The sequence below is a fragment of the Nocardia sp. NBC_01009 genome, assembly GCF_045208035.1.
Taxonomy (GTDB): domain Bacteria; phylum Actinomycetota; class Actinomycetes; order Mycobacteriales; family Mycobacteriaceae; genus Nocardia.
Map to the genome: position 1 here is coordinate 5,677,182 of NZ_CP108695.1, position 14,878 is coordinate 5,692,059.

At 67.3% G+C, this 14,878-nt stretch carries 10 protein-coding genes; 4 read left to right on the top strand and 6 right to left on the bottom strand.

Going from position 1 to position 14,878, the window contains the following annotated elements; translation table 11 throughout:
* Positions 1 to 4: 4 nt before the first annotated feature.
* The 6 genes from OHA42_RS25390 to acsA form a co-directional block, all read right to left on the bottom strand.
* Complete coding sequence (locus tag OHA42_RS25390) at positions 5 to 1,351, bottom strand: wax ester/triacylglycerol synthase family O-acyltransferase (protein WP_406230357.1); 1,347 nt, start codon at positions 1,349 to 1,351, stop codon at positions 5 to 7.
* A 472-nt stretch (positions 1,352 to 1,823) separates the two neighbouring features.
* Complete coding sequence (locus OHA42_RS25395) at positions 1,824 to 2,075, bottom strand: acyl carrier protein (RefSeq protein ID WP_406230358.1); 252 nt, start codon at positions 2,073 to 2,075, stop codon at positions 1,824 to 1,826.
* Between the two features lie 19 nt (positions 2,076 to 2,094).
* Entirely contained in the window at positions 2,095 to 3,690 is a 1,596-nt protein-coding gene (locus OHA42_RS25400; RefSeq protein ID WP_406230359.1) for a dihydrolipoamide acetyltransferase family protein, read from the bottom strand.
* Positions 3,691 to 4,659: an alpha-ketoacid dehydrogenase subunit beta gene (locus OHA42_RS25405; protein ID WP_406230360.1), complete on the bottom strand. Its 969-nt coding sequence runs from the start codon at positions 4,657 to 4,659 to the stop codon at positions 3,691 to 3,693.
* On the bottom strand, positions 4,656 to 5,582 hold the full coding sequence (gene pdhA / locus OHA42_RS25410; RefSeq protein WP_406239588.1) for a pyruvate dehydrogenase (acetyl-transferring) E1 component subunit alpha: 927 nt from the start codon (positions 5,580 to 5,582) through the stop codon (positions 4,656 to 4,658). Before pdhA ends, OHA42_RS25405 begins: the two co-directional genes overlap by 4 nt.
* A gap of 47 nt (positions 5,583 to 5,629) precedes the next feature.
* Positions 5,630 to 7,444, bottom strand: a complete 1,815-nt coding sequence (gene acsA / locus OHA42_RS25415; RefSeq protein ID WP_406230361.1) for an acetate--CoA ligase — start codon at positions 7,442 to 7,444, stop codon at positions 5,630 to 5,632.
* Between the two features lie 276 nt (positions 7,445 to 7,720).
* On the opposite strand from acsA, the gene OHA42_RS25420 reads away from it, so the two are divergent.
* The 4 genes from OHA42_RS25420 to OHA42_RS25435 all read left to right on the top strand — a co-directional run bounded on the left by OHA42_RS25420 (position 7,721) and on the right by OHA42_RS25435 (position 14,391).
* On the top strand, positions 7,721 to 8,386 hold the full coding sequence (locus tag OHA42_RS25420; RefSeq protein ID WP_406230362.1) for a DUF2267 domain-containing protein: 666 nt from the start codon (positions 7,721 to 7,723) through the stop codon (positions 8,384 to 8,386).
* 1 nt (position 8,387) lies between these two features.
* Positions 8,388 to 9,554: a site-2 protease family protein gene (locus OHA42_RS25425; RefSeq protein WP_406230363.1), complete on the top strand. Its 1,167-nt coding sequence runs from the start codon at positions 8,388 to 8,390 to the stop codon at positions 9,552 to 9,554.
* Between the two features lie 40 nt (positions 9,555 to 9,594).
* Positions 9,595 to 11,619 carry an erythromycin esterase family protein gene (locus OHA42_RS25430; RefSeq protein ID WP_406230364.1) on the top strand — a complete coding sequence of 675 codons (2,025 nt, stop codon included), beginning with the start codon at positions 9,595 to 9,597 and terminating at the stop codon, positions 11,617 to 11,619.
* Positions 11,620 to 11,958: 339 nt separating this feature from the next.
* The gene (locus tag OHA42_RS25435) at positions 11,959 to 14,391 is read left to right on the top strand and encodes a lysylphosphatidylglycerol synthase domain-containing protein (RefSeq protein WP_406230365.1); all 2,433 of its coding nucleotides are present in this window, start codon (positions 11,959 to 11,961) and stop codon (positions 14,389 to 14,391) included.
* The last annotated feature ends 487 nt before the right edge of the window (positions 14,392 to 14,878 follow it).

The window sequence follows — 14,878 nt, forward strand, 5'->3', positions numbered from 1 at the left end:
CGCATCAGTGCTGCGGCGCCGCGTCACGAGCCCGAGCGAGCAGCTGTTCGGTCGCGCGCTGGATCCCCTGGGCGATCATGTCGATGTCGGGAGTGGTGTCGTAGTCACCGGTGATGCCGAACACCAACTGGTCGCGGTAGCTCAGGATGGCGATGCCGGTCCGCAAACGCACCGCGATCGGGGCATAGGGGAGGATCTCCAACACTTCCCTGCCGTGCAGATACAACGGTTGTTTCGGACCCGGCACATTCGTGGCCAGGCCGGCGATGCTGTGCTGCGGTAGCCGCAAGACGAGCCGAACAGTCCAAGCGAGCGGCGCGAACGGCAGCCGAGAAGCCAAGGCAAACACCGAATTCGCCGCCGAGGCTGAGCCGCTGGCCTTGTGCTCGGCCATTCGCGTGTGCACAGCGCTCAGTTGTTGGACCGGATCTTCCAATTCGATCGGCAGCAATGGCAGCACAGCTGAAACCCTGTTATCGAGAATATCTTTCGCGTCCTTGGCGCGCACCGACACCGGTGCGAGGATGCGCAGCATATCGGCCGTCGGCTGCTCGCCGCGTTGCAGCAGTACCGCACGGAACGCGGCAGCGACCGCGGCGAGCGCGACATCGTTCACAGTCACCCCGAATGCGACTCCGATCTCCTTGACCTCCGGCAGGGACGTGCGTGCCACCGCATACCGGCGCTGTCGTCCGATCGGTCCGATGAGCGAGGAGCCCGCTGCCGGTAGCACCGCTTCCAGCACTATCGGGACCGCACCGCGCACTGTCTCCAACACCGCGCGTGGCACATCGATCGGTAACCGCAGTCCCTTGACCAGCAAGCCGCGCCAGTCGCGCGACCTGTTGTCCACAGACTGTGGAAGGGGCGCGACTTGCTGTCGCGGCGAATCACACAGCCGCTCGAACAAGGTGATCCCCGAAATACCGTCGACCATGCTGTGGTGCACTTTCACGATCAACGCCCAGCGATCGCCTGCGAGATGTTCGACGACGATGCACTGCCACAGCGGGTGATCGCGATCGAGACGTTCCTCCATCTCTGTCGCGATCAGCTCGTGCAGCGTGGCCTCGTCACGGGGATCGGGTAAGGCGGTCCACCGGAGATGATGTGCCAGATCGAAATGCAGATCATCGACCCACACGGGCGCGGTGAGATCCCATCGAGCCCTACGCACTTTCTGTCGCAACCGGGCATCCACGTTCAAGTGTTCGGTAAGCGCTGCGGCGAACTCCGCCCGCGAGGGTGGGACGCCCGCGAGCACCGCCACCGCCCCGATTCCGGCGCTGACGTGCCGATCGGTGTCCTCCAGTTCGATAAATCCCGAATCCAACGGGCCAAGTCCGGTCATCACAGGTGTCCATCTCGAATGCCGTGGAAGGCCGCTGCCGGATCGGCCACGGCCCCTGCCACCACATCATCGTCGCGCCTCGACGGGGCACCGAGGGAGATGCGAAGGGACTCAGGTTCAGGGACGTTGGCCCCCGTTGCGCTCGATTCGACGAATCGCTACCGAGTGTATGAGTCGTCGCCTGGTCACGAGCACGAAAAGGATCGATGCTGTCCGGTTCTCGCTTGGTGGCAGAAAGGGCATTGTGTGGCTACTGCGCACGGCCGTCCGGGGTCACCGGCGGTCCAGGTGCAACGTGGGCTCACCGGGAAGGTCCCGTGGCTGCCGTTTATTCGGAGACCACCAGATCCGTCCCGGACGCGAGCGGCATTGGCCATAAACCCGGCACCGGTGCGCAGCCATGGCAGCCACGCGGGCGGTGTCCGTCGTAGTGGTGACCGTCGATCGGATCAGGTGCGAAGTGCCCGTCGCGTCATTCGGTCGCAAGGAAGTCCACACACGCATGTATCGACACCAGCTGCGGATAGTCGTCTTCCTCGATCCGGACGCCAGTGGCTCGGGTGAGTTTTTCGACGAACGTCAAGAAATCGAGGGAGTCGAGTTCCAACGCGGCTCGCAGCGGCTCGTCTTGTGTCAGCGCCGCCAGGTCCTCGTCGGAGGCGAAACCGCGCAGCGCGGACCGAACGACGGAGTCCGCGTCGCTACGGGACAGGTTGCCGGGCATAGTCCTTCACACCTTCCCTTCACAGCTGCTCAGGATGCTGGAGCAGTTCGGCGATCGTGTTCAGGAAGCGCGCGCCGACCGCGCCGTCGCTGGCTCGGTGGTCGGCCGCCAGGGTGGTGGTGACCTGCGGCCGCACACCCAGCAATCCGTTTACTGCACACGGACGTTCGGCCACCGCACCGAAGCCGACGATCGCCACCTGCGGCGGCGGGATAACACCGAGCACGGATTCCACGCCCAGCTCACCGAGGTTGGTCACGGTGATGGTGGCAGCAACGGTTTCCGAGGAGCGCAGCCGCCCCGACCGGGCGCGGTCGACCACCTCGCGCAGCCGTGCCATCAGCTCGCGCGGCGATGCCGCCTCGGCGTGCGCGATGGTCGGTGCGATGATTCCGCCACGGCGCAATGAGACGATCACCCCGAGGTCGACGGTGTCGGCAGGATGGAAGGCGTCCTCGACCCAGTGTCCGTTTACCGCGGGCACTCTGCGGGCCGCCACAGCGACGGCGCGCAACAACAAGGCCGCCATGACGATTCGGTCCGGCACTGACGCCGCCCTGTTTACCTCGCGCAGCCAGCCGCTCGCGGCACCGACATCGATGGTGGTAGACAGATAATAGTGTGGGATGGTCTGTTTGGATCGGGTCATCATCGCCGCGATCGACCGACGCATCGCTGCCCGGTCACGCGACGACGCTGCCTGGCGCGACTCGCCGGTTGTCGGGTGGTCTTGCGGTGGAGGCCTTCGGTCTCCGAGCGCTTCCGCAGCGGTTCCCTCAGCATCGGGGCGCGCCCGCACCGCACGAACATCTGCCGCGCGCACAGCTCCGCTCGGACCGGTGCCGCTGACGGCCGACACGTCGACACCGAGCTCCCGTGCCAACCGTCGCGCATACCCGGAGGCCCGCACGGCGCCCGTCGCGGCTTCCGGATTCGTCATCTCGGGTTCCGCTGCGGCGGAAGGGATCTCATCGGCGCGTGCAGTGACGGCACTGTCCACATCGGCACGGAGGATCCGCCCGCCCGGTCCGGAACCGACTACAACGGCCAGGTCGATGCCCGCTTCCTGCGCCAGTCGCCGTACCAGCGGCGTCGCATGAATATCGGCAACCGGAGACCCCGGCCCAGCAGTGCGCGCAGCCCTGGTCATCGTCGACTTGTCCGCCGAACGTCGCGACCGCTTGGTCTTGGATCGAGATCGCGACGTAGAATGATCGGCCGGCGGTGGCTTCCGCCCCGGCAGACCGCTCTCGACCGAGACCGAGACCGGCTCCACCGAATCAAGCTCCGCCGACGACGGTTTCGCAGGGCCGGACACCGCGGTCGAGGTTTGCGTCGGACCGGACCCGGGTGGTGCCACACTCGGAGGCATTCGGCAACCGTTCGACTCGATCATGGCCAGCACAGTGCCGACCGGGACCGTTACTCCCGGCGCAACCAGGATCTCGCCGATGGTGCCCTCCTCGAAGCATTCGACTTCTATTGCCGCCTTGGCGGTGTCGACCTCGGCGACGATGTCACCCTTATGCACGACGTCCCCTGGCTGAACCCGCCAGGACAGCAGTGTTCCCTCTTCCATGTCCGCGCCCAGCGACGGCATCCGAAATTCAGCCATTCAGCTCACCGCCCGGCGCCCCGCCGCGACGATATCGGCGACCTGCGGCAGCGCCGCTTCTTCCAAATGCTTGGCGTAGGGAATCGGCACCTCCACCGCGCAGACCCGCTGTATCGGGCCGTCGAGCTCGTAGTAGCCGTATTCGGCCGCACGTGCGGCTATTTCGGCGGCGATACCCACGCTGCGCCAGCCCTCGTCGACGACGACGAGACGATGGGTGCGCGTCACCGATTCCAACAGGGTTTTCTCGTCCAGCGGACGCAGCGTGCGCAGGTCGATGACCTCGGCGTCGATGCCGTCGGTGACCAACGCCTCCGCCGCCGCCTGCGCCAACCGCAAGGCACCGCCGTAGGCGACAAGCGTGACATCGGCGCCCGCTCGGCAAATCTTTGCGCTATCGATATCGGTCGCGCCCAGATCACTGGGCAGCTCCGACTCCGTGTTGTACAACGCCGCGGGCTCGAAGATCAGCACGGGATCCGGATCCTGCAGTGCGGGCCACAGCATGCCGCGGGCATCCTCGACCGTCGCCGCGGATAGCACGCGCAGGCCGGGGATGTGCGCGTAGAACGCCTCCAAGCTGTGCGAATGCTGGGCGGCGAGTTGACGACCCGGGCCAGTTGCCATCCGGATCACCAGCGGAACCGAAAGCTGCCCACCGGACATGTGCCGTAGCGTCGCGGCGTTGTTGAGGATCTGATCCAGCGCGAGCAGGCTGAAATTGATGGTCATGATCTCGACAATGGGTCGCATCCCGCCTAGTGCGGCGCCGATGCCTGCTCCGACGAAGGCCGACTCGCTCAGCGGCGTATCTCGGATCCGGCGCGGCCCGAATTCGTCGAGCAATCCTCGGCTCACACCGAAACATCCGCCGTAGGCGCCGACGTCCTCGCCCATGAGGAACACCCGATCGTCTCGAATCAGCGCTTCTCGCAATGCTTCCCGCATCGCGTCCCGATAGGTGGTCATGAGCGCTCCGTGTAGACGTATCTGGTGAGGTCGCCCACAGGTTCGAAAGGTGCCGCCTCGGCCGCCGCGATGGCCGCGTCGAGTTCGCTGTCGGCGGCGGCCTGGAGCGAGACCAACGCGTCCTCGGCCAGTTCGCCGGACACGTGCAGCTGGGCAAACAGCTTCGGGATCGGGTCGCGTTCCTGCCATCGAGCGATCTCGGCCTTGTCCCGATATCGGTCCGCGTCGTACATCGAATGCGCGCGGAAGCGGTAGGTCTGCAGCTCGAGGAAGCACGGGCCGCCGCCGGCGCGAATGGACTCCACAGCTCGCCGCGCCCCGTCGGCGACGGCGAGCGCGTCCATGCCGTCGACCGGCCATGCGGGCATGCCGTATGAAGCCGCGCGCAACGCAAGATCGGTGGCCGCGTGCTCGCGGGCCAGCGCGGTGCCCATCGCGTAGCGGTTGTTCTCGCAGGCGAACAGGACTGGAAGTCGCCACAGCGCAGCCAGATTCAGGGATTCGTGGAATTCGCCCTCGGCCACCGCGCCGTCGCCGAACAGGCATACCGTCACCACCGGACGTTCCTGCATCGCGTCGGCCAGTGCAAGACCGACCGCGATCGGGAGCCCGCCGCCGACGATGGCGTTGCCGCCGTAGAAACGGCGCCCGGCATCGAACAGGTGCATCGACCCGCCGTGCCCGTGGCTGCAACCCGTTGCTCTGCCGTACATTTCGGCCAGCAGCGCTGACATCGAAAGGCCGCGGGCCAGTGCATGTCCGTGCTCGCGGTAGGTCGAGACCACCGCGTCCTCGGGCCCGATCGCGCTGAGCACACCGGCCGCCACCGCCTCCTCGCCGATGTACAGATGTAGGAAGCCGCGGATCGATCCGGCACTGTAGAGCTGCACGCATCGCTCCTCGAAGCGGCGGATCCGGACCATCTGCCGCAGCAGCTCGATGCGTTCGTCCTTGTCCAGCGTCGACCCGTTCACACCGCACCTTCAAGTGTCGAGGTATCGCCTTCGGGCAGGCCGAGCTCGCGGGCCTTCAGCAGTCGGCGCATCACCTTGCCGCTGCGGGTGTGCGGCAGACTCTCGGTGAACTCGATTTGTTTGGGAGCCACTGCGCCGAGGGCCTTGCGGCCGAATGCGGTCAGCTCGGCACGCAGTTCCTCCGACGCCTGATACCCGGCACGCAGTAGCACGAATGCCTTCACCAGCTCCCCCGCGACCGGATCGGGTGTGCCGATGACACCGGCCTCGGCGATGGCGGGGTGCTCCATCAGCGCGCTCTCGACCTCGAAGGGCCCGACCAGGTGACCGGCGGACTTGATGACATCGTCGGCGCGGCCGACGAACCAGTAGTAGCCGTCCGCGTCGCGACGGGCGAGATCACCGCTGAGGTACCAACCGCCCGCGAAACACTTTTCGTAGCGTTCGGGTTCACCCCAGTACTCTCGGAACATCGACGGCCAGCCCGGGCGCAGCGCCAGCTCGCCGACCTCTCCTGGGTCGGCCGGCGTGACGGAATCGGCGACGACCGCCGCGCGGCCGTCCTGGCCGCGCTTGAGCGTGGTCGCCTCGACGCCGGGCAGTGGTCGCCCCATGGACCCCGGACGCACCTGCGCAGCAGCGAGATTCGCGATCATGATCGCGCCGGTTTCGGTCTGCCACCAGTTGTCGTGCACCGGGTGGCCGAGCACCCGCTCACCCCACAGCACCACTTCGGGGTTCAACGGTTCCCCCACGCTGGTGATGAACCGCAGCGGCGACAGGTCGGTGCCCTCTGGCAGCCGGTCCCCGTAACGCATCAGCATGCGCAGCGCGGTCGGCGCGGTGTACCACACCGATACCCGTTGTGCAGTCAGGACGTCATACCAGCGACGGGCGTCGAATTCCGCTTCGTCACTGATCACGGTCGCCCCCAGGCACAGCGGGGCGATAACGCCGTAGGACATACCTGTCACCCAGCCGGGATCAGCGGTACACCAGAAGATATCGCCAACACGCAGATCCAGAGCGTAGCGAGCAGTCACCCGGTGCGCGAGCACGGCACCGTGAACATGCAAGGCACCCTTGGGTTTCCCGGTGGTGCCGCTGGTGAAATGCAGCAGCGCCGGGTCGTCTGGACCAGTGCGGGCGATCCGGAACTCCGGGCTGGCGACGGCCATCGCTGCGGCCAGGTCGTCGACGTACATTTCCCCGGTCTCGGTCAGCCCGTCGGTGATCAGCACAGTGCGCAGCGCGGGCACTTCGGCGCGAATGGGGGCGACCTTCTTGCGGTACAGTGCCGTCGAAGTGACCAGAGCCGCCGCCTCGCTGATCGCCAGACGCTGCCGCACCGGTTCCGGGCCGAAGGCCGAGAACAACGGCGAGACCACGCAGCCGACCTTCAACGCGCCCAATATCGCGATGTACAGCTCGGGGGTTCGCCCGAGCAGGACACAGACCCGCTCGCCGCGCCCTATCCCCAACCCCTGCAGGACGTTCGCGAATCGATTGGTTGCCGCGGCCAGCTCCGCATAGGTCAGCACCACCTCACCGCCCGCGGCAGACAACCAGCGCAGCGCAGGCGTCTGCGCGGCTGGACCTTCGGCGTGCCGATCCACTGCCTCATAGGCGATGTTCAGCCCGCCACCGGGCAGCCCGGCGAGTTCAGATCGCGCCTGCTCCCAGGAGAATTCGCGACACGCTCGGTCATAGTCGACGAGATTGGCCAGCGCCCGCTCGGACTGCGGCTTCTCGATCGGCGTCCAGCCGAACGTTCCGCTCGTCGATGCGCCGACCGGGACCATATTCGTCATACCCTCATCGTCTGCGCCGCGACCGCCGCGCGGCAGAGTCCCCGGGCCCACACCTGTCGCCGAATTCGACACGGAACGTCCATCACCTAGAGGACTTCCGGCCCTGTCCGAGCACCGACCGATAAAGTCCGCTCGATCGCGGAGCCACCGCAACCGAAACCGGGACCATCGGCTCACGCAGGGGCAACCTTCGGCCCTTGGATGGTGGCCGCGCGGGACACAGGCTGAGCGATAAGAACCCAGCATCGCACCCAGTCAGCACCCAGGAGGCCAACCATGTCGCGCCACGACGATCCCCTCGCACCCGCCGTGCAGACTGCCCACGACTGGCTCCGCGCTGTCGCCGACAGTCTCGATACCGACGACCGAGCCTTCGCCTACCGGGCGCTGCGCGCCTGGCTGCACACTGTGCGCGACCGCATCAGCGTCAGCAGTTCGGCCCATCTGACTGCGCAATTGCCCGAGATCCTGCGCGGGGCCTACTACGAGGGCTGGGTGCCCGGCCACGTACCGGTCCGGCACGGCATCACCGAATTTCTCAGGCAGTTCGCCAGGGAGTCGGGCATCGACGAGGACGAAGTCGGCCCGGTCGCGGGCGCGGTCACGGCGGCATTGTCGGAGCTGTTTTCCCCTGGACAGTTGGACCGGATATTCGCGGTCCTGCCGATGCAACTGTACGGCGTGCTGTGCGGTGCGCGAATGGCCATCGACGAATCGCTGATCGAATGGCAAGCGGTCGCCGAGGAACAGGCGGTCCATCCGGTCGCCAGTCTCGAAGACCGCATCCAGGCGCTCGGCGACGCCGTCGCCGTGCTGGCACGCGGCCTCGAACGGCTGCCCGCCGACGAACCCGACAGCGACCGATCGACCCAGGCGGCCCAGCAAGCACACCGCATTCTGCTCGCCGAAGGTCTGGTCGGCGCCGAGACGCCGGACCGCTGACATGCTGCGTGCAACGATCCCACTGGGCCGGGTCGCGGGCATCCGAGTCGGCGCGCACTGGTCCACGCTGGTCACCCTCGGACTGTTCACCTATCTTCTCGGCCGATCACTGGCCGATACGCACGGGAACTCGGTGGCGGTCTGGCTGGTCGCTGCGGCGGGCGCGGTCGGTCTGCTCGCCACGCTGCTGGGTCATGAACTGGCACACTCGATCGTCGCGCGCCGCCGCGGCACCCGGGTCGAACGCGTCGTACTGTGGCTCCTCGGCGGCGTCTCCGAACTCGGTGAAGAACCGAAAGATCCGCGCTCGGACCTGCGCATCGCATTGGCCGGACCGGTCACCAGCCTCGGGATCGGCATCATCGTGCTGGTCGTCGCGAACCTCGTCGGCAGCCTGATGAGCTCACCGGTGCCGGATATGCTCGGCTGGCTCGGCGCGATGAATATCCTGCTGGCCGTATTCAACCTGCTGCCCGGCGCACCACTGGACGGCGGCCGCGTACTGCGCGCACTGATCTGGCGACACACTGGCGACCAACTGCGCGCCACCACCATGGCCGCGCAGAGTGGCAGGATCCTCGGACTCGGTCTGCTCATCCTGGGCGGCGCCGAGATGCTACTGGTCGGCAATGGCGGTGGACTCTGGCTGATGCTGCTCGGCTGGTTCCTCTACTCGGCCGCCAATGTCGAGCTCGCCGCCGCCGGGCTGCGACATCGGCTGGGCGACACCCGGATCCGTGACGTTATGACCGAACACCCACTGTCGATTCCTGCGGCCTGGTCCATCGAGGACCTGTTGCACTCGCAGATCGTGCATACCGATCACCGGGTATTTCCGGTCACCGACCCGGCAGATCGACCGATCGCTGTGCTCGCTTGGTCCGATCTCACGGCATTGCCCGCCGCGGCGCGCGCCACCACCACGGTGCGCACAGTCGCCCGCCCCCTGCCACCGACAGCCCGAGTGTCCGGCGACGAACTGCTCAGCGCCGTGGCGGCCAAGGTGGTCCTACGACCCGACTTCGATGTCATCACCGCGATCGACCCGCACGGCCGACTCATCGGAGTGGTCACCGCGACGGATCTCACGCTCGCCGTCCAGCGCAGCACGCTCGGTCTGCCCGTCCGCCGATCCGAACGGTTTCGACCACCGAATACCGCACCCTGACAATATAATTCGGCCCTTTGCGGGTGATAGGAGGCTTTCCATGAGCCCTACGCAAGTCGAGCAGGAAACGCCGCGGCCGATCTTCCGGGATCGGCACGAAGCGGGCCGGGTGCTCGCCGGTTTACTCGGACACTATCGCGGCGATCCGGATGTCCTGGTGCTCGGACTGCCGCGTGGCGGTATCCCGGTCGCCTGGGAGGTCGCCGCGGCGCTGAACGCACCGATGGACGCACTGGTCGTGCGCAAACTCGGCGCCCCCGGTCATCCCGAGTTCGCGATCGGCGCACTCTCCACCGGCGGCCGCATCGTGCTCAACGACGATATGGTGCGCGCACTGCGGCTGACCGCCGATCAGGTGCGCCGCATCGCCCGCGACGAGGCCCAGGAGATGATCCGGCGCGAGGCCGCCTATCGCGCCGACCGGGGCCCGATCGAGGTGGCCGGGCGGACGGTGATCCTGGTGGACGACGGATTGGCCACCGGCGCGAGCATGTTCGCGGCCATCGAGGCGATCCGGGCAGGCGAGCCGAAGCGGATCGTCGTCGCGGTCCCCGCCGCGCCGGAGTCGACCTGCCGGGAGCTTGGTGCCTCCGTCGACGAAATGGTGTGCGCGACAATGCCTTCGCCGTTCCGCGCGGTCGGCGAATGGTTCTGGGACTTCGCCCAGGTCACCGACGAGCAGGTGCGTACTCTGCTCGGCATCTCGACCACCGGAGTCGCCGTCCCGCCCATCGACACCGCGGCGACCATCCGGGCTGCGGCCATCGACGCGCCCGACGGCGTCCCGCCTATCCAGGTGCTCGAGGAACTCATCGGCGACGCCCAATTCGTGCTGATCGGCGAGAGTTCGCACGGCACACACGAGTTCTACCGGGCCCGCGCGGTGATCACGCGCTGGCTGATCGAGGAGAAAGGCTTCACCGCGGTCGCCGCCGAGGCGGACTGGCCCGATGCCATTCGGGTGAACCAGTACGTGCACGGGCGCGGCAACGACACCAGCGCCGAACAGGCGCTGCGCGGATTCGAACGATTTCCGACCTGGATGTGGCGCAACACCGAGGTCCGCGAATTCGTCATCTGGCTGCGCGCACACAACGCCGAACAACAACGCGACAACCGAATTCAGACCGGCTTCTATGGTCTGGACCTCTACAGCCTGCATCGCTCGATGCGCGAGGTCGTGGACTACCTCGACCGCGTCGATCCGAAGGCCGCGCAGCGCGCCAAGATTCGCTACGCCTGCTTTGACCACGTCGCGGGCGATGACGGCCAGGCCTACGGCTTCGCCGCCGCCTTCGGTGCAGGCAAATCCTGTGAAGCCCAAGTGATCCGGCAACTGCTGGAACTGCAGCGCCTGGCCATCGCCCGCGGCGAGCAGGAACCCTATGCCGCTGACGAGCAGTTCGACGCGCTGCGCAATGCCTGGTCAGTGCGCGACGCCGAGGCCTACTACCGAGCCATGTTCGGCGACCGAGTGTCCTCGTGGAATCTGCGTGACCGGCACATGGCCGACACCCTCGACGCACTCGCCACCCATCTGGACCGCTCCGGCGGCTCCGGCGCCAGAATCGTGGTGTGGGCGCACAACTCCCACGTCGGCGATGCCCGCGCCACCGAACTGGGCAGCGAAGGCGAACTCAACCTCGGCCAACTGATCCGCGAACGCCACGGCGACGCCTGCCGCATCATCGGCTTCAGCACCTGCTCGGGCATGGTCACCGCCGCGCAAGATTGGGGTGGGCCCACCATCCGCGAAACCGTCCGCCCCGCACTGCCATCCAGCGTTGAAGAGCTGCTACACGACACCGGCAACCCGGAATTCCTACTCCGCATGGATATTCCGAACGAGGTCACCGACCTGCTGCGTCAACCGCGCCTACAGCGCGCCATCGGCGTGGTATACCGCCCCGGCACCGAACGCCAGAGCCACTACTTCCACGCCAGACCCGCCGACCAATACGACGCCCTCATCCACATCGACCACACCACCGCACTGGAGCCACTGGAACCAAGCGGCGAATGGATCGCGGGCACGATCCCCGAGACGTACCCGTCTGGTTTGTGACCAACGACCGATGCAGCATGTTCGCGATGACCGTGCCAAGTCGATGGCGAGCAACAGATCTGCGGCTCGCCGCTGCTGCTGCTGCTGACCATGCTGTGCGCCCTGGCCACCGGGTCCGCCGCGCTCGTGCGCGTAGACCGCGAACTGTTTCTGCGCATCAACGCACTCCCCGACGCGTTGCTACCGGCCGCTCTGGCTGCTCTGGCTGCTCTGGCTGACGGGCGTGCTGTGCACACCGCTACCCGACGACGGGTCCATCGGCCCTGATCCGGGAGCCGTACGCCCCTGGTCGCGCCCTGGGCTCGGTTGCGACACTGCAGTTCCACCGACGAAAGACCGATGACGATGACGGCTGAGGCGACACGGATCGAGGCGGTGCCGGCCGGCGTGACACCGACCTCGGCGTCGCAGGCCGCGACCGCAGCCGACATCCCACCCCGGGCCCGAGTCGTCGAGCGGCATGCGGGCAATGCCATCCGAGTCGTGCTCGGCCTGGTGGCACTGACCATTTCAGCGCTGGCAGCCCGCCATACCGAGGTGCCGCAACTCGAGGTCGACCTGTTCCGGGTGATCAACGACCTGCCCTCGTGGGTGGCGCCCGTCTTGTGGGTCATCATGCAGCTGGGCACCATCGGCGCGGTCGGCGTCGCGGCGGGCGCGGCGCTGGTGGCGCGGCGGTTCCGGATGGCCCGCGACATCGCCGCGGCGGGCGTGCTCTCCTATCTGCTCGCCATCGAGGTGAAAACGCTGACCGGTCGCGCGCGACCGGATGTCCTGCTCAACGAGCTGAACCTGCGTACACACCAGGGCGGACTCGGCTTCGTCTCCGGGCACGCTGCGGTCGCGGCAGCTATGGCGGCCGCGGCGAGCCCGTGGCTGCCCCGGCCCTGGCGACGCGTCGTCTGGGCGCTTGCCGGAGCGGTCGCCCTGGCGCGGGTCTTCGTCGGGGCGCATTTCGTGCTGGACGTTTTCGGCGGCGCGGCGCTGGGTTGGACGGTTGCCGCCGCGCTGCACCTCCTCTGGGGCGCTCCCGTGCACCGCGCCGAGGCGCCTGCAGTGCTGCGGGCTCTTACCGCCGCCGGACTGCGCCCGCTGCGGGTCATCCCCGCGGTCCTCGACGCGCGCGGGTCCCGGCCGTTCTACGTCACCACCGAGACCTGTGAGCTGTTCGTGAAGGTAATCGGCTATCACGAACGCAATGCCGATGTGCTGTTCAAACTGTTCCGGCACCTCATATTCCGGGAGGTCGAGGACGATTCGCCGTTCGCGACCCCGAAACAGAAGGCCGAACATGAAGCGTTCCTGACTCTGCTGGCCCAACGCGCGGGCGTGCGCACACCGACGATCGCCTCGGTCGGCGTCGCCGCGAGCGGTGACGCGTGGATCGCCGAAGAACGCGTTCCGAGCCGCAATCTCGCCCGCACGGTGTCCGGCCCGATCTCCGACGAATCCCTGTGCGATATCTGGTGCCAGATCGCGCTGTTGCGCGCAGCCCGCATCGCCCACCGCGATCTGCGCCTGGCCAATATCCTCATCGACGAACAGGACGCACCGTGGATCGTCGATTTCGGTTTCGGCGAATCCGGCGCCTCCGACCATCTGCTCGACGCCGACGTCGCCGAACTGCTCCTCTCGATGAGCTTCAAGGTCGGTCCGGAACGTGCGGTCGCGACGGCGCATATGGTGCTCGGCACCGACGCGTTGACCAGCGCGGCGCCCCTGCTCCAGCCGCTGGCGCTGGCCGTAGCCACCCGCCGCGCGACCCGGCATCAGCCTCGCCTGCTGCACGAACTGCTTGCCATCATCGCGGATACGACCGGTGTGGCGGCCGTCGTACCGGAGGTGCTGGTGCGGTTCCGTTGGCGCACCCTCGGCTGGATCGCCGCGACGATCTTCGCGACCTATGTGCTACTACCGCGGCTCGGTCAACTCGGCACCACCATCGCCACCCTGGACGACGCGCAATGGCAATGGCTGGCCGGCGCCTTGGCGATGTCGGTGGTGACCTATGCGGCGGCGGCGCTGGTACTGATGGGAGCGAGTCCCCGCCCGCTCGCATTCGGCCGCACAATGAATGTGCAACTGGCGACCTCGTTCGCCAACCAGCTGGTGCCCTACGGCATCGGCGGCACCGCGGTCAACGAACGCTATCTGGAACGTTCCGGGATGACCAGGGCCACCGCCGTCGCCGCCGTCGCACTGACAGTCGCCTCAGGTGCGATCCTGCATGTCATCGAGCTCGCCGGAGCGGGAGTGTGGCTCGGCCGGACCCGACTGCTGCTGAGTTCCGCACTGCCCAGCGGCTGGGTACTGCTCATCGGCTTCGTGGCCGTGATGACCGTGCTCGGCGGCGCCGTCGCGCTGCTGCTGCGTCGCCCTGACCAGCTCGCCCAGGTGCGGAGCGCGGCCGGTTCGATGACCGATGTGCTGCGCAGGCCACGCCGTGCCGCGATGGTGATCGGCGGCCAAATCTGCGTAAATATCGCTTACGTTGCGGCCCTGGGTTTTTCAGTACAAGCATTCGGCGGACATCCGTCCGCGGCCCTGGTCGCCGCCGTCTTCCTCGGCGGGGCGGCATTGGGCGCGGCCAGCCCGACCCCGGCAGGCCTCGGTGTGGTCGAGGCCGCCCTGGTGGCCGGTCTCATGGTGGGCGGTGTGCCCAGCGCGTCGGCGGTCGCCGGTGTCCTCGCCTACCGGTTGGCGACCTTCTGGATCCCTGGCGCTATCGGGTTCGTCTCCCTCAAATCCCTGCAACGTCAACGGATGCTGTGAGGTGAGGCGCCGGCCCGTTGTACAGCGGGCCGGAGCAACGCGACTCAGCTCGGTCAGGGACGGCGCTATGCGGGGTGTCGGATGACGCAGGTACGCAACGGTCCGACATGCCTTTGGCTGCGTTCACCGCGGCGTCGGCACCGGACCTCGTGCAGATACGAGAGCAATTCCGCGAGCTGTCGCGGCTATGGGATGCGATTCGGCACGAGTACTGGGCGGAGGTCGCTCCGCCCCTGAAACATTCACGAGGACGGCTGCGCCAGCGGACGACGACAAGCGGGGGAGGCCGGTGCCAACTGATCCGGAGTCGGCGCGGAATCGACAACTCGGCGCACGAGCCGGACGTGCGGGGTATCGGCTGGTATGCGCTCCTGGGTACCGTGCGACTGGGAGCTGCTCGACGCCGAAGACGGTACATGCCTCGAGGCGGGCCACCACATCCGTACCTACCCACCGCGACCGACCGAGTCCTCGACGCGGTAACTCG